Annotated in this window: 21 protein-coding genes, 1 tRNA gene, 1 pseudogene and 1 other annotated feature; of the genes and pseudogenes, 7 read left to right on the top strand and 16 right to left on the bottom strand. The window is 28.5% G+C overall.

Annotated elements, in window-relative coordinates:
• Positions 1-6 precede the first annotated feature (6 nt).
• The 3 genes from GSH19_RS05435 to GSH19_RS05425 all read left to right on the top strand — a co-directional run bounded on the left by GSH19_RS05435 (position 7) and on the right by GSH19_RS05425 (position 2,893).
• Positions 7-1,866, top strand: coding sequence for a heavy metal translocating P-type ATPase (locus GSH19_RS05435; protein WP_237027090.1), 1,860 nt, complete (start codon positions 7-9; stop codon positions 1,864-1,866).
• 68 nt (positions 1,867-1,934) lie between these two features.
• Positions 1,935-2,150 (top strand): heavy-metal-associated domain-containing protein, encoded by a 216-nt coding sequence (locus tag GSH19_RS05430; RefSeq protein ID WP_237027089.1) that lies wholly within the window; start codon positions 1,935-1,937, stop codon positions 2,148-2,150.
• A 71-nt stretch (positions 2,151-2,221) separates the two neighbouring features.
• Positions 2,222-2,893, top strand: coding sequence for a Crp/Fnr family transcriptional regulator (locus GSH19_RS05425; protein WP_237027088.1), 672 nt, complete (start codon positions 2,222-2,224; stop codon positions 2,891-2,893).
• A 457-nt stretch (positions 2,894-3,350) separates the two neighbouring features.
• Here the strand turns inward: GSH19_RS05425 and GSH19_RS05420 are convergent, their stop codons facing one another.
• From GSH19_RS05420 to yycF, 6 genes are all read right to left on the bottom strand, one after another.
• Positions 3,351-4,613: a S1C family serine protease gene (locus GSH19_RS05420; protein ID WP_237027087.1), complete on the bottom strand. Its 1,263-nt coding sequence runs from the start codon at positions 4,611-4,613 to the stop codon at positions 3,351-3,353.
• Between the two features lie 70 nt (positions 4,614-4,683).
• Positions 4,684-5,475 (bottom strand): MBL fold metallo-hydrolase, encoded by a 792-nt coding sequence (locus GSH19_RS05415; protein WP_237027125.1) that lies wholly within the window; start codon positions 5,473-5,475, stop codon positions 4,684-4,686.
• Positions 5,476-5,514: 39 nt separating this feature from the next.
• Positions 5,515-6,312: a two-component system regulatory protein YycI gene (locus GSH19_RS05410; RefSeq protein WP_237027086.1), complete on the bottom strand. Its 798-nt coding sequence runs from the start codon at positions 6,310-6,312 to the stop codon at positions 5,515-5,517.
• A complete protein-coding gene (locus GSH19_RS05405) occupies positions 6,302-7,621 on the bottom strand; it encodes a YycH family regulatory protein (protein ID WP_237027085.1) in 1,320 nt (439 codons plus the stop codon). The genes GSH19_RS05410 and GSH19_RS05405 overlap by 11 nt, the downstream gene beginning before the upstream one ends.
• A complete protein-coding gene (gene walK / locus GSH19_RS05400) occupies positions 7,605-9,458 on the bottom strand; it encodes a cell wall metabolism sensor histidine kinase WalK (protein ID WP_237027084.1) in 1,854 nt (617 codons plus the stop codon). The genes GSH19_RS05405 and walK overlap by 17 nt, the downstream gene beginning before the upstream one ends.
• Before the next feature lie 32 nt (positions 9,459-9,490).
• Entirely contained in the window at positions 9,491-10,201 is a 711-nt protein-coding gene (gene yycF, locus GSH19_RS05395) for a response regulator YycF (RefSeq protein WP_237027083.1), read from the bottom strand.
• 220 nt (positions 10,202-10,421) lie between these two features.
• Between yycF and GSH19_RS05390 the strand changes: the two genes are divergently transcribed.
• Positions 10,422-10,494: transfer RNA gene (locus GSH19_RS05390), tRNA-Lys, on the top strand.
• A 131-nt stretch (positions 10,495-10,625) separates the two neighbouring features.
• Positions 10,626-10,997: a TM2 domain-containing protein gene (locus GSH19_RS05385; protein WP_237027082.1), complete on the top strand. Its 372-nt coding sequence runs from the start codon at positions 10,626-10,628 to the stop codon at positions 10,995-10,997.
• A gap of 39 nt (positions 10,998-11,036) precedes the next feature.
• Here GSH19_RS05385 and asnA read toward each other — a convergent pair whose 3' ends face one another.
• The gene (asnA, locus tag GSH19_RS05380; protein WP_237027081.1) at positions 11,037-12,047 is read right to left on the bottom strand and encodes an aspartate--ammonia ligase; all 1,011 of its coding nucleotides are present in this window, start codon (positions 12,045-12,047) and stop codon (positions 11,037-11,039) included.
• A gap of 411 nt (positions 12,048-12,458) precedes the next feature.
• Positions 12,459-12,695: a binding site (T-box leader), on the top strand.
• 85 nt (positions 12,696-12,780) lie between these two features.
• Here asnA and GSH19_RS05375 point away from each other — a divergent pair.
• Complete coding sequence (locus tag GSH19_RS05375; RefSeq protein WP_237027124.1) at positions 12,781-14,127, top strand: amino acid permease; 1,347 nt, start codon at positions 12,781-12,783, stop codon at positions 14,125-14,127.
• A complete protein-coding gene (mmuM, locus tag GSH19_RS05370; protein WP_237027080.1) occupies positions 14,108-15,049 on the top strand; it encodes a homocysteine S-methyltransferase in 942 nt (313 codons plus the stop codon). Before GSH19_RS05375 ends, mmuM begins: the two co-directional genes overlap by 20 nt.
• On the opposite strand, the gene GSH19_RS05365 is transcribed toward mmuM, so the two are convergent.
• The 9 genes and pseudogenes from GSH19_RS05365 to GSH19_RS05325 form a co-directional block, all read right to left on the bottom strand.
• On the bottom strand, positions 15,046-16,020 hold the full coding sequence (locus GSH19_RS05365; protein WP_237027079.1) for a biotin--[acetyl-CoA-carboxylase] ligase: 975 nt from the start codon (positions 16,018-16,020) through the stop codon (positions 15,046-15,048). The genes mmuM and GSH19_RS05365 overlap by 4 nt on opposite strands.
• Before the next feature lie 12 nt (positions 16,021-16,032).
• Entirely contained in the window at positions 16,033-16,578 is a 546-nt protein-coding gene (locus GSH19_RS05360) for a biotin transporter BioY (RefSeq protein WP_237027078.1), read from the bottom strand.
• 142 nt (positions 16,579-16,720) lie between these two features.
• Complete coding sequence (locus GSH19_RS05355) at positions 16,721-16,936, bottom strand: hypothetical protein (RefSeq protein WP_237027077.1); 216 nt, start codon at positions 16,934-16,936, stop codon at positions 16,721-16,723.
• Positions 16,937-17,331: 395 nt separating this feature from the next.
• Positions 17,332-18,693 carry an FAD-dependent oxidoreductase gene (locus GSH19_RS05350; RefSeq protein ID WP_237027076.1) on the bottom strand — a complete coding sequence of 454 codons (1,362 nt, stop codon included), beginning with the start codon at positions 18,691-18,693 and terminating at the stop codon, positions 17,332-17,334.
• A 148-nt stretch (positions 18,694-18,841) separates the two neighbouring features.
• Complete coding sequence (locus GSH19_RS05345) at positions 18,842-19,813, bottom strand: GMP reductase (protein WP_237027075.1); 972 nt, start codon at positions 19,811-19,813, stop codon at positions 18,842-18,844.
• A gap of 162 nt (positions 19,814-19,975) precedes the next feature.
• Complete coding sequence (gene dnaB / locus GSH19_RS05340; protein ID WP_237027074.1) at positions 19,976-21,349, bottom strand: replicative DNA helicase; 1,374 nt, start codon at positions 21,347-21,349, stop codon at positions 19,976-19,978.
• A gap of 56 nt (positions 21,350-21,405) precedes the next feature.
• Positions 21,406-21,858: a 50S ribosomal protein L9 gene (gene rplI / locus GSH19_RS05335; RefSeq protein ID WP_237027073.1), complete on the bottom strand. Its 453-nt coding sequence runs from the start codon at positions 21,856-21,858 to the stop codon at positions 21,406-21,408.
• 25 nt (positions 21,859-21,883) lie between these two features.
• Complete coding sequence (locus GSH19_RS05330) at positions 21,884-23,920, bottom strand: DHH family phosphoesterase (protein WP_237027072.1); 2,037 nt, start codon at positions 23,918-23,920, stop codon at positions 21,884-21,886.
• 202 nt (positions 23,921-24,122) lie between these two features.
• A pseudogene (locus tag GSH19_RS05325) lies at positions 24,123-24,339 on the bottom strand (hypothetical protein); the annotation flags it as partial.

Raw genomic sequence — 24,339 nt, 5'->3', positions numbered from 1 at the left:
ATAATCATGTTTAAAATTCAAAAATTTTATAAACAAAATCAGAAACTAGTCATCTTAACAATGACCATTTTGATTATATTAGCTGAATTATCACTGCATATTTTTAATTCAAACTATCTATATCAATTAATAATGTTTATCACTGCAATAATTGGTATCATCCCAATCTTCATCAATGCTTTTTCAGCATTAAAATTCAAAATGATTTCAATTGAATTATTAATTACTCTAGCCACTTTTGGTGCTTTTATTATCCATGAATTTAATGAAGCTGCTTTTGTTACTTTCTTATTTCTACTAGGAAATTTATTAGAGTCATTCACTTTAAAAAAGACCCGCTCAGAAATTAAAAAATTAACTGAAATGGCACCTAAAAAAGCAATTATTATTGATAAAGATCAAAAACAAACTGAAGTTGCAATCAATAAGCTAAAAATAAATGATCAAATTATCGTAAAACCAGGTTCTCAAATTCCAGTTGATGGTTCAATTATTAGTGGGTCCGGATTAATCAATGAAGCTAATATAACTGGAGAAGCTAAACTAGTTAAAAAATATAATTCAGATGAAGTTTACTCTGGAACTAACTTAGAAGATGGAAGTTTAATCATTCAAGTTAATAAAACTGGTCGTGATACCACATTTGGAAAAATTATTAATTTAGTTGAAGAATCTCAAGATAAAAAATCAAATAGTCAAAAATTTATTGATCGCTTTGCAAAATACTATACGCCAATTGTCTTAATTCTTTCATTATTAGTTGGTTTAATTTCCATGAATTTAAAGATAGCCATTACCATGATGGTGCTTGGTTGTCCTGGTGCTTTAATAATCGGAGTACCTGTATCTAATGTTGCTGGAATTGGTGCTGGTGCTAAAAAACACATCTTATTCAAAGGAGGACAAGCAATCGCCAATCTAAATCAGATTGACACAGTCCTTTTTGATAAAACTGGAACTTTAACCACTGGAAATCCTGAAGTTGAAGATTTTATTTTACTTCAAGGTTCCAAAAAAAATATTCAACAAATATTACAAGCCGCTGAAAGTGAATCAAATCATCCACTAGCAAAAGCTATTTTAAAATTTACTAATTCTAAATCAAAAATTAAATTGAATCAATCAACCACAATCAAAGGAAAAGGACTTAAAGTAAATGTATCTGGAACAAATTATTTTATTGGTAATCAAACTTTAATTAATGAAAATATTAATCAAAAAAATAACTTAGCATCTACTATTAGACCACTTGAACAACAACACAAAACAATCGTAATTATTAGTAACTACGACCAAAGTGAATTAGCTATTTTAGCAATTCGTGACCATCTTCGTCCTGAAGAAAATCAAGCTCTTACTAAACTAAAAGAACAAGGAATTAAAAATCTCACAATTTTATCTGGTGATTCAAAAACCTCTGTTAATGCCTTAGTTAATGAATTACCTATTGATCAAGGATTTGGTAACTTATTACCTGAAGATAAAGCTCAGTATATTAAAGAGCTACAAGCCAACAATCATAAAGTTATGTTTGTTGGTGATGGAATTAATGACAGTCCTGCAATTTCAAATGCAGATATTGGCATTGCAATGGGAAGTGGGACTGATGTTTCAATTGATATTTCAGATATCGTTTTAATTAATTCTAATTTAAATGATTTATCTACTGCTAAAGATATTGCCAATAAAACTTATCAAAACATGAATCAAAATATTTTCATTAGTATTTTTACTGTTGTCATTTTATTAATTGGCGTTTTCTTTAATGTAATTCAGATGGGAAATGGAATGTTCTTCCATGAAATTAGTATTTTAATTGTTATTTTAAATGCAATTCGTTTATCACACTTTTTTAATAAAAATTGATTTATATCAATTATTTATTAAAGAGAACAAACTATATTAAAGTCATACAAATCAAGGAGGAATTTATTATGAAAAATTACAGTTTACAATTAGAAACCATTACCTGCCCTTCATGTTTACAAAAAATTGAAAAGACAGTTAGTGATCAAGCTGGTGTATCAGATGCTGAAGTATTATTTAATGCTAGTAAAGTTAATTTAAAACTAGATGAAACTAAAAATTCAGTTGATCAAATTAAAGCAGCAATTCAAAAATTAGGTTTTGAAGTTCAATCTGTTGCCTAACTAAATCAGATTTAATAAACGTGTTATTATCATATTAATGATAACAACGCGTTTTTATTTAAGGAGAAATTATGAATAATCATTTATGTGTTGATAACGTCCCACTTTTTAAAGATTTAGCTTTAGAAGACAAAATTAAAATTGAAAAATTGATTCAGTATCAACATTTAAATAAAAATGAAATTATCTTTCAACCATATGAAAATGAAAAAAAGTTAATTATTTTGGCTACTGGTTTGATGAAAATTTACCAATTAACTGATGACGGTAAAGAACAAATTATTCGTATTATTAATGATGGTGAATATGAAGGTGAGAATTGGTTATTTGGCCAGGATAATTTTAACCTATATGGTGAAATAACTGATAAAAGTGAAATTTGTATTATTAAAGAAACTGACTTTAATCAACTATTAAATCAATATCCAAAATTAGCTTTAAATTTATTAAAAATCAATTTACAAAAAACACATGAATTAGAGAAACAGAATAAGTATTTAATTATTCAAAAAATTGAAAAAAGAATTGCAACTTATTTATTAGAGACATATCATTTAAAAAATAAAGTAACTTTCAAATTACCATTGAAAATGAAAGATTTAGCTAATTATATCGGAACCACTCCAGAAACGTTAACTAGAAAATTTAAATTATTAGAACAAGAACAAATTATAAAAAAAGAAAAATCAAATATCGAAATATTAAATTTAAATCAATTAATTAAAACAGCTGATAATAATTAAAAATTATCAGCTGTTTTTGTTAATAACATTTTTAAACACTTTATGCACAAAGTTATCCACAGACAAATTCACAATATCTTTGTTTTAGGAAAAAAATACATACCTGTTATTTTCTACAATTTGTCAATGTTATTTTTTTAAAAGTAATTAATCCACAGTTAAACATATGTTCGTTAACACAATACAAACGTTGCTAAATCAATGTTTATGACGTTAAAAAAGCATTAATAAAAAAGTTACACACACACCCTGTGGATAACTTTAATAATAACTTTTAACAGCTGTAATAATTGGTAATAAAGGAATTATAATTTCACAAATCATTAATCCACAGACTTATCCACAACATTTGATATTGTGAATAAGTTCTTTATAAAAAGCCAATCATTTACATTATTTTTAAATTTTAATATTCGTAAATAAAAAAATAAGCCTCATTAACTGAGGCTTATTTTTATTAACTAGCTTGATTTAATTTAATTGTTGAAGTTTGTAATTTACCATCACGATAATATTCAACTGAGATTTTATCTCCAACCTTATGTTGATATAAGATTGATTGTAATTTACCTTGATCAGTAATTGCTTGACCATCTAACTTAGTAATTACATCATATTGTTTTAATCCAGCCTTTTTAGCAGGTGAATTCTTAACTGATTGCATTACTACTACCCCTTTAGAAACTTTAGAAGGTAATTTTAATTTAGATTTTTGATCACTTGCTGCAATATTAGATAAGTCGATATATTTAATTCCTAATTTTGGTCTAGTTACTTTACCATCTTTAACTAATTGATTAATAATTTTAGTTACTTCATTACTTGGAATTGCAAATCCCATTCCTTCAACACTTGTACCAGAACTATCTGTTGATAATTTCATTGAATTAATTCCAATTACTTGTCCAGCAAGGTTTAGAAGTGGTCCACCAGAATTACCTGGGTTAATTGCGGCATCAGTTTGAATTACAGTTGCATATCCAGCTGATGTATTGCTGCTTCCTGAAGCTGCTTGTTGTACTTGACGTTTCTTAGCTGAAATAACTCCTTGAGTTAATGAAGATGCATAATCTGAACCTAATGGTGATCCAATTGCTAATGCAGTTTCACCAACATTAATATTATTAGAATTACCAAAGTTAGCAACCTTATCAATTGAAGAACCATTAATTTTTAGAACTGCTAAGTCAGTTACTGAATCACTACCGACTAATTTAGCAGATAATTTTTTACCATTACTTAATAGTACTTCAAGTGATGAAGAACCAGCAACCACGTGGTTATTAGTTACGATATAAGCAGCATTGTCGGATTTACGATAAATAACTCCTGATCCTTCACTAACTTTTTCAAGTGATGAATCATCACTTGAACCACTGTTACCATTAGAGTTCCCGGAATTACCATTATTTCCACCAAAAAGATCACCAAATAATGAAGATGCATCACTACTATTATTTTTTGAAGTCTTTTCTTTATTGATAACTGAAACAACGCTATCTTTGTTATTATTATAAACATTAGTAGCTTGAGTTTGAACATTTGTTTTCTTATTGTCGACTTTAGCTGTTCCACCTTTACTAGAACCGCTTGGAACAGACTCAGTTACATCAGTTGAATTATTTAATAGAGAAACTCCTCCATAAACAGCTCCTCCACCAATGACACCTGATATAAAAGCAACTAAAGCAATTTTTGTAAATAACTTACCACTTTTCATTTGTCATCATCCTTTATTTAATTTGTAATCAATTCTAGCAGTAAAACATAAAAAAATCATTAATTTAACTTTAAAGAGTAATTAATCCAGAAACTTGTTCAACATCAGTATCTAATAAATTAAATGCATCACCAAGTCCAAAATCATGCTCATCTAAAATACTTGATACGGTTAAATGAGCTAATGATTTCATATTATTATGATGACTACGATGACCAATAAAGATATTATCAGTTTGCTCACCGATAATATCCATCATTGCCTTGGCACCATCTTCATTCGATAAATGTCCTCTATCTGACATAATTCGTTGCTTCGTATCCCATGTGTAATCACCATATCGCAACATTTCGATATCATGATTACATTCCATAACATATGCATTTGCATTTTTAATAATTCCAGCGATTCTTTCAGAAACATAACCTGTATCAGTTAAGACTACAAAACTTTTACCTTGATGATGAAAATTATAAAATTGCGCATTTGCAGCATCATGTGAAACTGAAAAACTCTCAACATCTAAATCACCAAATAATTGGGTTGTATTTGGTAAAAATAAATTTTTTTGTGTTTCTGGGAAATCACCAATATGAGGTGCCATTGCATCCCATGTTTCTTGATTTGCATAAACATTAATACTTGGATATTTTCTTGCTAAAATTCCGACTGCTTTTGCATGATCAGTATGTTCATGACTAACAAATAACAAATCAACATCGTTTAAATCACGATTAATTTGATCCATTAAATTTTTAATTTTCTTTCCACTAAGCCCTGCATCTAGCAAAACCTTATGTTGATTAGTTTCAATATAAGTTACATTTCCAGAACTTCCACTAGATAAAACACTTACTTTCATTGGATCATCATTATTCAATTAAAATCCTACTTTCATAAATTAACTCTGATAATTATCATCAACTACTTCTGTATTAACAACTGAACCATCAAAAGCATTGATTTTCTTATATTCAACTTGGTTATCTTTCTTTAGTGCAATCAACCAGGTTGGAATGTATACTCCACTATTTTGAATCTTCAAACTCTTAGTGTATGTCAATCTTGACCAAAGAATGGAAGAATCATCTTGAATTCCATTATATTGATATAAAAGCGTTATTGCTTTTTCAGCAGAAATTGTCGGTGCTTTTTCCTTTAAAACTTTTACATCAATTAAATTATTTTGAACATAGCTAGTTACTTGATTATCTTTTACATTAAATATTATTTTTGATCCAAAAAAATCCAATCCATATGATTTTTGCGTATAAACAATCTGGCTTTTACTAGACAAATCTTGATTATATTTATATGATGTTCCATCCAAAATAAAATTATTTCGTTTTAACAATTGATCAATTGATTCTGATGGATCATTTGGATTAATTGAAATTGGTTGATTTAAAGTTGAATGAATTTCATATTTTGAAGTCTTAATTTGTTGATTATTTAACTTATTTACTTGCTTAGCTAAATTTGTATTTTTAACTGCCGATAAATAATAACCATTACTGGTCTTATTCGAAGGATTATCAAAATTAATTTTAACTCTTCTCATTTCTTTTAAAACAGTTTCATTACTTGTTTGCGTATTATCTGATTGAATGTTGGAATTTTGTTGATACATTACAAATAAGAACATATCAATCAAAATGAAGGCAACTAAAAAGATTTGCTGAATCTTTTTAAAATCCATTAGAATCACCTCCATTATTTAAACTAAGTAATTGATTATAGTTATACCAATTATTTTGATAATTAATAAACCAAGTTGGAACTAATGAAACTAATAAATTATTCTTCTTGTTAAATTTAGTTTGATATCCAATTTTTATATCACTAACATCACGAATATTAATTCCAACTTTTGCAATTTCAGACAATACTTCATTTGTATTAGGTAACTTTACATTATTTTTATTTGAAGGAATTGGAACTTGGAAATTTTCATCAGAAAATTGATAATTTTTTGATGATTTTGTTGAATGATAAGTATATGTTCCAATTCTTTTTTGACTGAAAATAGGATAACTTTCAATTAAGTTTCTAAAATTAACGGTGTCATTCTTTTTATCATAACCATAAAAAACACTATTATCGATTGGAACACCAATGTTAATTGCGCCATAATAAGCTGATTTTAGCTCCTGTTCATAATTACTATCTTTATCATCAACTCGATAGTCATTATAACGAATATCATTATCATTAAACGTTAAAATTTGATTTTGATTACTGTAAATAGTTCTATTTTGTCTTCTCTTAACATTTTCATCGTTAGAATTACCAAAAACATTACTAGTATAAAAACTTTGTGTTTGTTGCTTCAATAAATATGCATAAACTTTCATTGAAGTTGGCTTCTGATAATAAACAAATGGTTTATTATTTAATCGATTAATTTGAACTTGTTGTCGCTTAATATTTTTATTTAAAATTTGATATATTCTGTCATAATTTAATGATTTAACCCTTAATTCATAGACTTTTTTATTATCATCATTTAATAAATAATAACGATTTTTATTATTCAATGGAACAATAATTCGGTTGAATTCAACTTTTTTAGCCTTACTTTTTTGTGTTTTATTAACTGAAATATCAGTTAAATTAAATGGAATTTTTGATTCGTAATTTAACATAATCTGATTAGGGTTCTTTAAAAATTCAAAATAATCATTATTATCAAGACTATTTTTGGCAGTAATTCTTTCAATTGAATTACTTTTAATTTCATTAAAAAAATCATTAATCACATTAGATGTTTCACTTGTTAAAGTGTATTGTTGTCCATTAGACCAATTTTGAATCACTTGAGTTGGGGCATACAAATCATGAATTTTAGTATCACTATTTTCATTTCTTAGTTCTGTCGATTCATTTTGGTTATTTGCATTACTATAATTAGATGGGTTAATTAAAATAAATGCTGATAATACCAAACTAATACCGATTACAATTGCTAGTAATAGTGGTAATATTTTCCCTCTAATCTTCTTTAGCATCCCAAAGGTCCTCCTCTACTGATTCATAAGGTAATGAAATATAGAATGTTGAGCCTTGTCCTTCAACACTATTTGCCCAAATTCTTCCATTTAAGGCTTCAATGACTTCTTTTGAAATTGCAAGACCTAAACCACTACCACCTTGAGCTCTAGAACGAGCCTTATCAACTCGATAAAATCGATTGAAAATCTGATTAATTGCTGACTTAGGCATTCCAAGTCCTTGATCGGAAATACTTAAAATAACACGATTATGATTTACATATAAGCGACAAGTAATAACTCCACCGTCTGGTGAATATTTAATTGCATTATTCATAATATTATCAATAACTTGTGTAAATCGATCAGTATCAATTTCAACCCACAAATCTTCTTTACTAAAGATTCGTTTAATTGAATAATTTTTTTCTACTTTATCGTCATCACTTTGAATAATCATATCAAAACGATCCAAAATATAATTATATAAACGATTAATATTAACTAATTCCGTTTCAAATTTTTGAGTTCCTGAATCCATTCGAGAAAGTGTCAATAAATCATTAATCATTCGAGTCATTCGATCAGTTTCATCTTTTGCAACATTCAAAAATTTAGGTGCTAATTCTGGATCTTCCATTGCACCATCAGAAAGAGCTTCGATGTAAGAATGGACACTGGTTAATGGCGTTCTTAATTCATGTGAAACATTTGAAACAAATTGTTTTCGATCTTCATCAAGCTTTTGTTGTGCCGTTACATCATGTAAAACACAAGCTAGTCCATTAACAAATCCAGATTCTCTTTGAATTAATGAAAAATGAGCTGTTACAATTAATTTTCTTTCTTCATTAGAGTAATCAACAAAAACACGTTCTGGCTTTTCCATTAATTCCTTAAAAGTAAAGCGATCTTCAAGCCCTAAAACATCTAAAATTGATTGTCCAATAACTTTATCCTTATCAATATCTAAAAAGTTTAACGCTTCATCATTAATAATGATAACTTTACCTCTTCGATCAGTTGAAACAACTCCATCAGTCATATTATCTAAAACTGAATCTAGTCTTCTTCTTTCAGATTCAGAAGCCTCCTGCGATTCTTCAATTCTAAAAGACAAATTATTAATTTCATTAGCTAATTGATCTAACTCATCATTTCCATAAATATCAACATGTCCTGAATAGTCACCTTGAGAAATTTTAAGTGTTTGTCTTCTCATGGCATCAATTGGTTTAGTAATTGCTCTTGAAATTAATAAAGTTAATAATAGAATGGCAAGAATGGCAATCAAAGAAGCAAACAAGTAAATAACTGTTACACTATTTATATTTTGATAAACTGAATTTAAATTGGCCTTTATGTAAACAACACCTAAACTTGTGTTGTTATTTTTTCGACTATTATAAATTGGACTAATCTTTGTATAATAACGGTTATCTCCATTTGAAGTATTTTGCTCAAATGCTTCTAAACGATTTAATGCGTATTTGATATTAGTATTTTGTGTTTTTTGACCTACTAAATATTGATAACTATTTTGATTAGTTCCTCGAATATTCCCTTTTGCATCAACTACTTGAATTTCATTTGAACTATCTGTATCAATATTTTCTAAAATACTTTTAATTTGTCGATTAGCTTCATCCTGATTTTTATTTTCTAGCTGCTTTCTGATTGAAGTAACTACATATGGTTTTACTTGAACAGAATTTTTGAAAGTCTCTAAATTTTGACTTTCTAATTGTTTAACAAAAACAGCTCCGACCACTTCTAAGGTAATCAGCATCATTAATGAAAAAACTAAAGCCATTTTAAAATAAATTGAATGAAAAAATTTACGATTATTTCTCATTTATTTTTAAAATCCCTTCATTATTATTGTAATTAATCTTCTTCAGTAGCTTCACGAATATAATAACCAACTCCACGTCTAGTAACTAACCAATTAGGATGACTCGGATTGTCTTCAACTTTTTCACGGAGTCGACGAATTGTAACATCAACGGTTCTAACATCACCAAAATAATCATAGCCCCATACTGTTTGTAATAAATGTTCTCGGGTCATTACTTGTCCAATATGTTGAGCAAGATAATATAACAATTCAAATTCACGGTGAGTTAAATCAACTGCTTTTCCATCTTTAGTTACTGAATAAGCATCTGGATGAATTACTAAATCACCAATTTCAATATCTTCATTTTTTCCATCTTCTGCTGGACTATCTGGAATATTTTCTTGTCTTCTCAAATTAGCTTTTACTCTCGCAACTAATTCACGATTTGAAAATGGTTTTGTAACATAATCATCAGCTCCCAGTTCTAGCCCAAGAACTTTATCTAATTCTGAATCTTTAGCAGTTACCATAATAATTGGAGTATTGTTTTCTTTTCTAACTTCTTTAGCAACTTCAAGTCCATCAACTTTTGGTAACATAAGATCTAAAATAATTAGATCTGGTTTTTCATCAGCAAATTTTTGTAGTGCTTCTTCACCATCATAAGCTACTACTACTTCAAATCCTTCCTTTGAAAGACTGAATTTTTCAATATCTGTAATTGTTTTTTCATCATCGACTACTAAGATCTTTTTCATAAATTTTTTATCTCCTTGTATCTAATTTTTATTAATACAATTGATTTTTATTTTAATAAAAAGCTACCATATATGTAGCTAACTAGTGTAAATTATATCACAAGCAAAACCCACAATCATGTAACTAGCAATTAACAATCTGATTACTAATTCAATTAATTTATTAATTTGGTTGCATGAGCTTTTACCATGTGATAATATAGTATTCGTACTTTGAAACGGGCAGTTAGCTCAGCTGGCAGAGCAACGGACTCTTAATCCGTGGGTCCAGGGTTCGAACCCCTGACTGCCCATGATATTTTTATAATATTCAACAACCACTAAATGACAATCACGCTGCTATAAAGCCGTGATTGTTATTTTTTATCCATACGGTATATAATATATAGTATAATATACTATATTAATATAAGGAGACGATATCATGGATATAACATATGAAAAAGAAAAGATTAAACAATTAGAATCTGAATTAACAACCGAAGAACAATTATTAGTTGAAACTAGAGTTCAAAACGAGACTAGAGAGCCTTTAATTGCTTGGTTACTTTGGTTCTTCTTAGGAAGATTCGGTGCACATCGTTTTTATATGAAAAAACCATATGCTGGTTTAATGCTTGGTTTAGAAATTGCTGGATGGATAACTTCAATTATTTTAATTGGATTTGTTATCATATTCGCAATGACTATTTGGTGGATTATAGATGCTTTTAATATGATTCAATGGATTAATGAAGAAAAAATTCATACAAGAAAAGTTATTTTAGAAAGCTTTATTGCAAATAAAAATAATTAATAAAAAAACTTTGAGAATTTTCTCAAAGTTTTTTTATTTTTATAGTAATTTAATACCTGCTGCTTCACATTGCTCAATCATTTCATCTGGCCAAACACTAGCTTGAACCTCACCTACATGAGCTTTACCAAGTAATAACATACAGATTCTTGATTGACCAATTCCACCACCAATTGTATATGGTAATTTTTGGTTCATAATATCTTGATGATATTTATATTTTAATCGATCAGTAGCATTAGCTTTCTTCAATTGTGAGTCAAGGGCATCTTCATCAACTCTAATTCCCATACTTGAAACTTCTAATGCATGTTGTAATGGTTCAAACCAGAATAAGATATCCCCATTTAAGCTCCAATCATCATAATCAGGTGCTCTGCCATCATGACGTTTTCCACCCTTTAATTGATCTCCAATTTGCATTACAAAGACTGCACCATATTCTTTACAAATTGCATCTTCACGTTCTTTTGGAGTTAACTCAGAAAAACGATCTTCTAATTCTTGAGTTGTTACAAAATGAATTTCGTCTGGTAAATGATAAGAAGCTTCTGGATATTTATACCAAACTTCATGTTCCATATGCTTAATTACTTTAAAAATTGACTTTACTGTATCTTTTAAAGTTTCAACATTACGCTCTGATTTTTCAATAACTTTTTCCCAGTCCCATTGATCAACATAGATAGAGTGAATGTTATCAAGATCTTCTTCATCTTTACGAATGGCATTCATGTTAGTGTAAATTCCAGTATGTGGTTTAAATCCAAATTCACCCAAAGCATTTCTTTTCCATTTCGCAAGTGATTGAACAATCTCAATTTCTTTATCAGGCATTTCTTTTGCTTTAAAAGCAACTGGTCCTTCAACACCGTTCAAATTATCATTTAATCCGGTACTCTTTTCAACAAACATTGGAGCAGATAGTCTAGATAGATTTAATTGATCACTCAATTCTTTTTGAAAAATATCTCTGATAAATTGAATTGCTTGTTGTGTAGTTTTACGTGACATTTTTGCGTCGTATGATTCCGGTATAATTAAATGCATAATAAGTTCCCCTTTTATATTTAAATTTAATAATTAATAATAAAAAACAAAAAATCCTTCATCCCAAATCAAGGGACGAAAGATTTCGCGATACCACCCAAGTTGTCCACATAATCGTGAACCACCTCTAAAGTATATTCATTTTTATTATCTAAATATTAAATTACGGGCCCGTAATTGATTAATTTAGAAACGGAGAAAGTGTTATTCAAAAAAATCAGGGTCTGCTGAGTTCTCACTATCCTCAACTTACTGGAAGAATGATTATTTTTACTCGTCTTTCTTTTGGTTATTATTAATTGTTTAGTATAGTAGCACGTAAAAAAAATTAAGTAAAGGATTTTAGTTGAAATTATTTTTAATTTGACATTTTAGCCAATAATGAATATGATACATAACAATTAAATATTTCTAAAAGCGGATAAGTTGAGTACTTATAATTAATTTTTAAGAGAATTCTTGGTTGGTGTAAAAGAATAAATTAATTATTAGGAATATGGACTTGGAGCAAATCATTAGTGAATTATTAACTAATGGCGGGTTTGTAACTGTTATAATTACAAAGCTATACTTTAAAAAGTGCAGCTTATCTAAGAAATGTATAAATATACATAAATTAAGGTGGTACCACGAGCATTCGTCCTTTGTCAGGACGGATGCTTTTTTATTTTAAGGAGTGATAAAAGTGAAACAAAAAAATCTTAATCGAGAAATATCAAAAAGAAATATGCTAATGATTTCTCTTGGTGGTGTGATTGGAACTGGTCTATTTTTAAGTTCTGGATATACGATTCATGAAGCTGGTCCTTTAGGAACTATTATTGCATATATAGTTGGAGCATTTTTAGTCTATTTAGTTATGTTATGTCTAGGTGAATTATCAGTAGCAATGCCTTACACTGGTGCATTTCATGTTTATGCTACTAAATACATTGGACCTGGAACTGGATTCACTGTTGCCATTTTATACTGGCTAACTTGGACAATTGCACTTGGATCTGAATTTACAGCTTCTGGTTTAATAATGCAAAAATGGTTCCCAAATATTGCAACTTGGAAATGGAGTTTATTTTTTATTATTTTAATTTTCTTATTAAACGCTATTTCTGTTAAATGGTTTGCAAAGGCTGAATTTTGGTTTTCTAGCATCAAGGTTATTACTGTTATTATTTTTATTATCTTAGGCTTATTAGCAATCTTTGGTGTCATTAAATATGGTAATCAAAAACATGCAATTGGTTTAAAACATATTTATGATCATGGATTATTTCCAAATGGTTTTTCAGGTGTTTTTACAACTATGCTAACAGTAAACTTTGCCTTTTCTGGAACTGAATTAATCGGTGTCACTGCTGGTGAAGCAAAAAACCCAAGTAAAACTATTCCAAAAGCAATTCATGCGACAATTTGGCGATTAATAATTTTTTTCATCGGTAGTATTTTTATAATTTCAACTTTAATTCCTTATCAAGAATCTGGTGTAACACAAAGTCCATTTGTCACTGTTTTTAATAATATTGGAATTCCATATACATCAGATATTATGAATTTTGTGATTTTAACTGCAATTATCTCAGCTGCAAACTCTGGACTTTATGCTTCTACTAGAATGCTTTGGTCTTTATCAAATGAAGGCTCAATTCCAAAATTTATTGCTAAAACTAATCGAGAAAATGTTCCAATTATTGCTTTAATTTTTAGTATGATTGGTGGAATACTCTCACTTTTTTCAAGCATTTATGCAGCCGGTTCTGTTTATTTAGTTTTAGTTTCAATCTCTGGTTTAGCAGTAGTTTTTGTCTGGATGGCAATTGCATTATCACAATTTAATTTCAGAAAAGATTTCATAAAAAAAGGTGGAAAAATAAATGAATTAGGATATAAAACACCATTTTATCCATTAACTCCAATTCTAGCTTTTAGTATGAGTTTATTATCTTGTATTTTAATTTGGTTTGATCCAAATCAAAGAATTGCTTTATATTACACCATTCCTTTTGTCATTGTTTGCTTTAGCTTTTATAAAATAAAAATTTACTTATCAAAAAGAGGTTATCAAAATGGAAAAAATATCAATTAACAATTATTTAAAAAATAATCTAGTAACTTTAGATGGTGCAATGGGGACAGAATTAGAAAAATATGATGTAAAAACAAATGACTCACTTTGGTCTGCTAATGCATTAATTAATCATTTAGACAAAATCAAACAAGTTCATCAATCTTATTTTAATGCAGGAGCAGACATTACAATTACGGATACTTATCAAGCTAATATAGAGGCTTTTGAAAATCGCGGTTATTCTCATGTACAAGCACTCGAATTTATTCAAAATGGAATAAATGTCGCAAAAGAAGCAAGAAATAAAACTAATATTAATGGACTAGTAGCTGGTTGCATTGGACCATATGGCGCGTATCTTGCTGATGGAAGTGAATATACTGGTAATTATCAATTATCGGATAAATCATATTTTAATTTTCACTATGAAAAAATCAAAACTATTATTGAAACTGGAGTTGATTTAATTTCAATTGACACGATTCCTAATTTTAAAGAAATTAAATTTTTAGGAAAATTAATGGATCAAAAATTTCCTAACACTCCATATTGGATTAGTTTAAGTATTAAAAATCCAGCTTATTTAGCTGATGGAACACCAATTAGTCAAGTAGTAAATTGGATTAATAAACAAACTACTGCATCTGGTATCGGAATAAATTGCACTCCTATTCCAAATATCACACCAGCATTAAAAAATATTAATCCACTAACTAACTTGCCATTAATTGTTTATCCAAATCCTGGTGATAAATATAATCCAACTACTAAAACTTGGACTACCAGTAATCATAATTATTCTTTTGAAAAACTAGTTCCAGAATGGATTACTCTTGGTGCTAAAGTAATTGGTGGATGTTGTCGTACAACTCCTGCTGATATCAAATTAATTCATAAAATTATTCAAACAAAAAAGGTCCCTTTAAAAGGACTTTTTTAAAAATGAACTTTAGTAACTTCACCACTATTAAAATGCCTAATTTTATTATTATCTAGTTTCATAACTAATTGTCCATCTTCATCAACATTTAAAACTTTTCCTGTAAAATCTTGATTCCCAACATTTAATAATACTGTTCGATTCATTAATAATAATTTCTCTCGATATTCAGGTAAAAAAATATTTTTGGGATTTTCAGTCAAAATTTGATCAATTTCATCAATTATTTTTGCAGCTAATCGATTCCGATCAACATTAAAATTTTGATCAATTGATTGAACTTTATTTTTAATTTCAGTTGGAAAATCAATTGTCGACAAATTAATTCCTACTCCAATAACTAATGCTCTTGAAGTATTAGATTCTAATTCAGTAATTGCTTCAGTTAAAATTCCCGCAATTTTTTTATTGTTTAAATAAATATCATTAACCCATTTTAATTGAAAATTTTTTTCAGGATAAAAATACGTTAAAGCTCTTACAACAGCCATTGAAATTCCTGTCATTAATAATCCTAATTGATTTAAATTTTTAAAATCGTTTTTTAATATCAAACTAAAATACAAACCTGTTTTTGCTGGTGAAAAAAATGAACGTCCTCTGCGCCCATATCCATTAACTTGTTTTTCTGCAAAAACAATTTTATTTTGATTCAAATTAATAGATTGATTAACAATATTTTTCGCATAAATTTGAGTTGAATTAACTTCATCTAAAACTTCAATATCATTTACTAAATCACTATTTTGGTAGTGTTTAATTAATTGAGAACTTAATTTTTCAGTTCCTAAGTAATGATATCCATAACTTCTTTTACTTTCGATTTGATGTCCTTGCTTTTTTAGCGCATTAATTGCTTTCCAAATTGTTTCTCGACTAACATCAAATTCTTTGGACAATGAATCACCAGAAATCCATTGAGTATTATTTTTCATAAAAAAATTTAAAACTTTTTCTTTAGTTGAAAGCATTTCAAATCTCCTTTAAATTTTTATTTTATTAAATCGCTTTAAGATTAAGGTAACAATTAAAACTTTAATTAAATCAGCTGGTAAATAAAAAGCATTTGTTGATAAGGCTGCCAAATAACTAATATTAGGTTGCACAATATGTAACCCCAAAGCTCCTAATAAGTACATCACAAAAACTCCAAAAATTAAAATAATTAAATAATTAATTACCGTATTTTTTTTAGGATTTAAATATTTAATTGCATTTCCTAAAATAAAAGGCAATAAAATCCAAGCAATTAAATAACCAAAAGTCGGTCCTAAAAATACGGAAATTCCTCCATGTCCACCTGTTAAAAATGGAAATCCAATAATTACAAATAGAAAAAATACTCCAATTGAAAGAAATCCATAAATTGGACTTAATAATGATGCAGCTAATAGAATCCCTAAATTTTGCAAAACAATTGGAACTGGACTAATTGGCATAAAAAAACCAGGTATAAAACATAATACAATAATAATCGCTGTCATAATTGAAGCTAATACAATTTTCTTTGTTGAATTTATCTGATACATAATAAAAACCATCCCTTTACTTGATGAAATTTATTATATAGCCATAGTAACCCATTTGTAAATAAAAAGGTTACAATAAGATAAAAAAAACTCCGATTAAATTAATCAGAGTTAATAATATTTATTTTATAATTAACAGACTTTAATCTAGATTGTCTTTTCTTTCATCAATCAAATCAATGAATTCATCAAGATCTTCTTTATTCGCAAACTTACGAATAAAGGTTCTTGCTCTTGAACGATCACTAAGATATTTTGCACGTTCTTTATGTTTTTCTTGCCATTTCTTATTAGCTTGGGTTTGTTTATTAATTTTTACCATAATCATCTTACCTTTATTACTAAATAAATTCATCATCAAAATTTTTTAAATAGAAATTATAAATTGATATAATTATATCACAAAATATCATATTATTTTAAACTTTATAATGATACAATAAAAAGCAGGTGAGCCCACACCTGCTTTTTAACTTCAAGTATTAACTTGAAATTAACTATTTAACAAATTTTTTAGTATTGTAAGTCCAAAAACAAAACTAAAATAATTTGTTTTTTTTTGAAAAATAATATGCATAATAACTATTTACTAAGCGTAGTATTAAGTTTTCAAAAAAATAAGCAAAGCTGTACTAAGCGTAGTATTAAAAGTCCAAAAAAAATACTTCGTAAAAACAACAAAGCCAGGTATCTCTACCGTGGCTTTATGATACTTTATTTTCTTTTTTTTGTAAATAATTTTGCTTTATTTTTTTAAAATTTATATTCACCTAATGCATTTTGCGCTGCTAAATTCAATAAACTCCACTGACGATCAAATCCAGGTTGAAAGAAAAAGTCAGTATCAGCTAAATCTTCTAATGTCATCTTATTTGAGATAGCTAATGACAAGGTATTACCATGTGCTGTTACATCACCTTTAGATAAAACGGTGCCACCAACAATTTGATGAGTTTGAGGTAAATAATTTAATTCAACATAAACTTCTTGATTATTTTCTGATTCAGCTACATAACTTGGGCGTAGTTTTCCTTTGTAAAAATTACTATTAATTTTTTGATTGATTTTATTTGCACTAATTTCATTAATTCCAGTTGTTGCAAAGTGATAATCAAATACACTTAATGCTGAGGAACCATTAACCCCTTTAAATGATTCTGTAGGTAATTTTTCAAATAAATGTTTAACCACATAACGTGCCTGTCTTCTTGCAACTGTTGCAAGAGCGATGGGCATTTTTTCTTGAGCTGGAATTGAATATACTAAGGTTGCATCTCCAACTGCATAAACATCTGGTACATTAGTTCTTAAATATTCATCAGTTTCAATAAATCCATGATTATCTAAATTAATTATGCCTTTAAGCCATTCAGTATTTGGTTTAATTCCTGCAGCTTGAATAACTAAATCACTAGGAATTTCTTTATCACTTATCTTAACTGATTCAACGCTTCCATTTCCATTAAATGCTTCAACATTAGCTGATAATTCTAAATTAATTCCATTGGAAATTAATTCATCTTTAATTAAATCAGATAATTCATAATCTAAATATGTTCCTAAAACATGTTCATTATGATCAATAATTGTTACATTTTTACCATATTTTTTACTTACTTCAGCAGCTTCAATCCCAATATATCCGGCACCGATAATAGTAACATTCTTAATCGATTCATCTTCTAATTGAGATTTTATTTTGGTTGCCCAATCTTTACCACGCATTAAGAATACATTATCTAAATCAGCTCCTGGGACTGGTAATGTATTTGGAGTTACACCTGAACTTAAAATTAATTTATCATAAGAAACATCTTTACTTTTTCCATCATTTTCAACAGTAACTGTTTTTTGATCAGAATTAATTTTTGTAACTAAATGATTACTCAAAACATGGACATTTTTTTCTTTAAATGTATCTTCAGAAAAGTTTCTCACATCATCAACGTCAGTTACTTTATTTTCTAAATAAAGTTGCATTCCACAAGACATAAATGAAATAAAATCACCAGCCTCAAATAAAGTAACATCAACATCTTCATATCGATTTAAACTTTCAATGATAGCTTGATGTCCTCCATGAGATGCACCAACTATTACAATTTTCTTAGTCAAATAAATCACTCCTTATTTATAATCATTACAATCTAATTGTAACTATAATCTATTAAAATTCAACCTATTATATTGAATATATATATTTAATAATAAAAAAAGGATTTACGTCCAATTAATTAGATGTAAATCCTTTTTTATTTAATTTTTAGTCACCATTGTAAATTGAATTTTTAACAACTACATAATCAACCGTTCTAATTGCTGATAAATCACGACCACCAGCATATGAGATTGAAGATTGTAAGTCTTCTCTCATTTCATTTAAGGTATTATAAATTGTTCCTTTAGAAGAAACTAATAACTTTTTACCTTCAACATTTTTATAAGCACCCTTTTGAAATTCTGATGCTGAACCAAAGTATTCTTTGTAAACTTCACCATCTTTTTCAACTTTGTCACCAGGTGATTCTTCATGTCCAGCAAGCATTGAACCAATCATAACCATTGTGGCACCAAAACGTACTGATTTAGCAATATCTCCATCAGTTCTAATTCCACCATCTGCAATGATTGGTTTTTGAGCTGCTTTAGAACAGTATCTAAGTGCAGATAATTGCCAACCACCAGTTCCAAATCCAGTCTTAACTTTAGTAATACATGCTTTACCAGGACCAATTCCCACTTTAGTTGCATCCGCTCCAGCATTTTCAAGTGCTCTTACACCTTCAGGAGTTCCAACATTTCCAGCAATTAGGAAAGTTTCTGGCATTTTATTTTTAATATATTTAATCATTTCAATTAATGTATCAGAATAACCATGTGCAATATCAATGGTTGTATATTCTGGAATATTTTTTTCAGCGACTAATTGATCGATAAAGTTATATTCATCAGGCTTTACTCCAACACTAATTGAAGCAAATACACAATTTTTATGCATAGTTTTAATAAAGTCTGAACGCTTTTCAGGATGAAAACGATGCATTACATAAAAATATCCATTCTTAGCTAAATCAATTGCTAATTCTTCATTGATAACTGTTTGCATATTAGCAGGTACAACTGGAATCTTAAAAGTACGTTCACCCAATTTCACCTCTGTATTACATTCACTTCTTGAATTAACCACACATTTATTAGGGATTAATTGAATATCTTCATAATCAAAAACTTGCATAATTGGCACCTCATTAAAATATTTCATCGAATAACCGCTAACTTTCATTCAATGTCCACGGATAATATTACCTTATTTACGAAATATAGTCAAATTAAATAATAATTTATTCGTAAAACACGAACTTTAAAACAAAAAAATAAGAGTGAAATCTAATCACTCTTATTCATTAGCATACGAAATTGACGAAAATTTATTATAAGATTTAACAAATAATAATTTTACTGTTCCTCTTGGACCTGAACGGTTTTTCTCTATAATTACTTCAACTTCACCAATATTTTCATCTTCTGGATCTGGTTTATCATCCCCATCACCATCTTCACGTTCATAATAATCATCACGATATAAAAATGCAACAATATCAGCATCTTGTTCAATTGATCCAGATTCACGAATATCAGATAAAACAGGTCTTTTATCTTGTCTTTGTTCAACTCCACGAGAAAGTTGAGATAAAGCAATTACTGGAACTCCAAGCTCATTAGCTAGTTTTTTTAATTGCCTTGAAATATCTGAAACTTCTTGTTGTCGGTTTTCTTTATTAGTACCTTCAATTAATTGAAGGTAATCAACCACAACTAAACCTAAATTTTTATTTTCTTTTGCAAGTCGACGACATTTAGCACGCATTTCAGGAATTTTACTTCCAGGAGTATCATCAATATAAATTTGTGTCTTAGATAAACTTCCCATCGCAACAAATAAATTATTCCATTCTTCTTCACTTAATTGTCCTGTACGTAAATGATTAGCATCAATACTACCTTCAGCACATAACATTCTGTTAACCAGCGATTCAGCACTCATTTCAAGTGAAAATATAGCAACTGACTTATCAGTTTTAGTTCCAACATTTTGTGCAATATTTAATGCAAATGCTGTTTTACCCACTGCTGGACGTGCAGCTAAAATAACTAATTCACCTGGATGTAATCCAGTTGTCATTTTATCTAAATATGGATATCCAGTAGGTAATCCAGTGATTTCATCTGTATTTTCAGCCATTTGATCAATATTATCAAGTGAAGTATTCAAAACATCTTTAATGTTTTTAAAACCAGTCGTGTTTCGACCTTCAGAAACAGACATAATTGATTGTTCAGCATTATCTAATAAAGTCTCAACATCAATATCTTGATCATAAGCATCTTGAATTAACTGAGTATTAGTATTAATTAAACGGCGAAGTGATGATTTATTTTTTACAATTTTAGCATAGTATGAAACATTGGCTGCGGTTGGTACTGCAGTTGCCAATTCTGCCAAATAGGGTGATCCACCAATGTCTTCAAATTGATCATGAGATTTTAATTGTTCAGAAATAGTTAAAACATCAATTTGCTCTTCTTTTTCATTTAACTCAACCATTGATTGAAAAATCATTTGATGCGCATGCTTATAAAAATCTTTTGGATTCAACATTTCTAAAGCTTGGATAATAGAATCGGTACTTAGAAAAATTGAACCTAAAACTGCCTTTTCCGCCTCAATATTTTGTGGCGGAGTATGATCATTCAAAATATCATTATTCATAATAAAATCCCTTTTTAAGTACGAAAAATCTCGTTCTAAATTAGAAAGAGATTTTTTTATTTTTCAGAAATATGAACTCGAATTGTTCCTTCTACTTTTGGATGAAGTTTTACAGGAGCATTAACATAGCCCATCGTTTTAATTGATTCATTTAATTCAATTTTTCTTTTATCAATTTTAATTTTGTATTGATCCAAAAGTGCTTGAGCAATTTGTTTACTAGTAATTGAACCAAATAACTTTCCATCAGCACCCGATTTAGCTTTTAATTCAACCACTGTATCATCGTTTTCTAACTTAGATTTTAATTCCTTTGCAGCGTCTAATTCTTCTTGAGCATTTTGTGCTTCTACTTTTTGTTCTGCTTTTAAAGTTCCTATTGCGGAATTAGTAGCTAGTTTAGCCATTCCTTTTTTGATTAAAAAGTTTTGCGCATAACCATCTGGCATGTCTTTTATTTCTCCACGTTTACCTTTGCCTTTAACATCTTGTAAAAAGATTACTTTCATTTCAATTCACTCCTTGAGATTAATATTAAGATTCATCGGTATCATTATCGGTATCAGATTCCTCTTTTTGATCTTCATTAATAATTGATAATAAGGTTTGTCTTACTTCTGCAATTGGGGTTTCTTTAATTTGAGTAGCACCACTTGAAAGATGGCCACCACCACCCATTTTTTCCATAACTAATTGTACATTTACTTCACCGTTACTTCTTGCAGAAATTCCAACAACCCCATCTCCTCGTTCAGTAATTGAATATGATGATTTAATTCCATCAACATTCAACATTGAATCAGCTGCTTGAGCTGCAATTACTGGATCATAAGTTTTATCTTCTTCTCCAGTAATAATGCCAACATCTTCATTAATAATTTCCATCATTGAAACTAAATGATTTCTTGACATATAGTCATTATAATTTTCTTTCAAATACATTTGCAATTCATCTGAATCAGCTCCAGCTGAACGTAAATAACTAGCAGCATCAAATGTTCTTGTCCCAGTTCTAATACTAAATGATTGTGTATCAACGGCAATTCCAGCAAGCATTGCCGTTGCTTCTAAACTATTAATTGATTCAGAATCTTGAGATTGATATTCAAACATTTCAGTAATTAATTCACTAGTTGAAGAAGCATAAGGTTCAATATAAACCAAAATTGGATTAGAAGGAAAGTTTTCGCCTCGACGATGGTGATCAACGACTAATAAACGATTTTCCATTCGATCATACAATTCTCTTGAAATTCCCATGTCTGGATTTGAATGGTCAACTAATACAAGTAAACTTTCATCAGTCGCTTTTTTCAAAGCTTCATCCGGAGTAATAATTGAATCTTTAATTGCGTCATCTTCGACCATTTCATCTTTTAATCTCTGAACATCAGAATGAAGATGCTCGTCATCTAAAATAATCCAACATTTTTTATTATTCATTTGGGCAATTCTTCTAATACCAAGTGCTGCACCTAAAGAGTCCATATCAGGTCTTTTATGTCCTTGAACAAATATTTGATCAGCATCCTTAAAAATTTCACGTAAAGCTTGTGAAATCATTCGAGCACGGACTCTTGTTCTTTTTTCCATTGGGTTAGTACTTCCACCATAGAAACGTGCATCTTGATCAGTTGCTTTAACTACAACTTGATCTCCACCACGGCCTAAAGCTAAATCCAAATTAGCCTGAGCTTGTTTTGATAAATCATTTAAAGTTTGATCACCATAGGCAATCCCAATACTTAAAGTTAATGGATAATTTAATTTAGAAGTAGTTTCTCTTATTTTATCTAAAATTTGAAATTTATTATCTTCAATTTTATCTAATGAATCAGCATAAATCATACTTAAATAGCTATCTTCATCTAATTGTTTTAAATAAATCCCATATTCTTTAGCCCATGAAGTTAATTCATTTGTAACATAATTAGATAAATTAGAAACAGATTGGTCAGTCATTGTTTGTGTAACTTCTGTATAGTTATCTAAAAATATTTGTCCAATTGCAACTTTTTCACTTTCATATTTTTCTTGAATATCAGTGTAATAAGTTATATCAGTCATATAAACAGAATTATATTCTTTTTGAACCAACAAATTAAAATGATGATCTTTCCATACAATTTCAACTGATTTTTCTTCATCTTGATTAGCTTGAATAATTTTAAATAAATCTGGAGCAACATCTTCAAGATTTTTATTAAGTATATCTTGATCTCCAAAATAAGGTTGTAAAAAAGGGTTCACCCAGTCTATTTTAAAATCATCTTGATATAAAATTACTCCAATTGGCATTTCAAGTAATGACTCACGTTCTCCACGCTTGATTCGATAAGTTAAATCATTGATGTATTCTTCTTGTTCATCACCAATTTTATTCATCATATCAAATGCATAAATAATTCCAATACATGCAAAAAGCATTAATATAGAACCAATAATAATATTATAAAGAAAAGAAATTACCAAACCAAAAATAACAGTTAATGAAACAAAAACTGCCACTCCTCTTAACTTACTGTTAATCAGGACTGGTGGTAAGCTTAATTTTTTTAATAAACTTTTCATTGTATCTCCTCTTTTATTAAGTATTAAATTAAATATTCAATTTAATACATCTATTTTATCATATTTGAAAAAATAAATTAGAATGAACCAAAATACAAACTTAAAAAAGTTTTTTATATCATAACAAATAAAGTAAATTTAAGCTTTGATTTAAACTCATAAAAAAAGAACTAGTTCAAACGAACTAGTTCTAATAAATAAATTAACCTTCAAATACGAAATGTAATAATGCCATAATTGTTACACATTTTACAGCTGCAGTTAATTTACGTTGGTTTTTAGCTGATGTTCCTGTAACATGACGAGTTAAAATCAATATTACGGCAACGTTTTTCGCCACTTCCTTTATTGAGGCATTGATTGTTTTCATTATTTTTAATTTGAAAACGTTCTTAACGTTATATCCTCTATGCTCAAAA

This window comes from Lactobacillus sp. S2-2, assembly GCF_021698855.1.
Classification (GTDB): Bacteria; Bacillota; Bacilli; order Lactobacillales; family Lactobacillaceae; genus Fructilactobacillus.
Note: the sequence above shows the minus strand (reverse complement) of the source record. Positions and strands in the feature narration are given on the sequence as shown.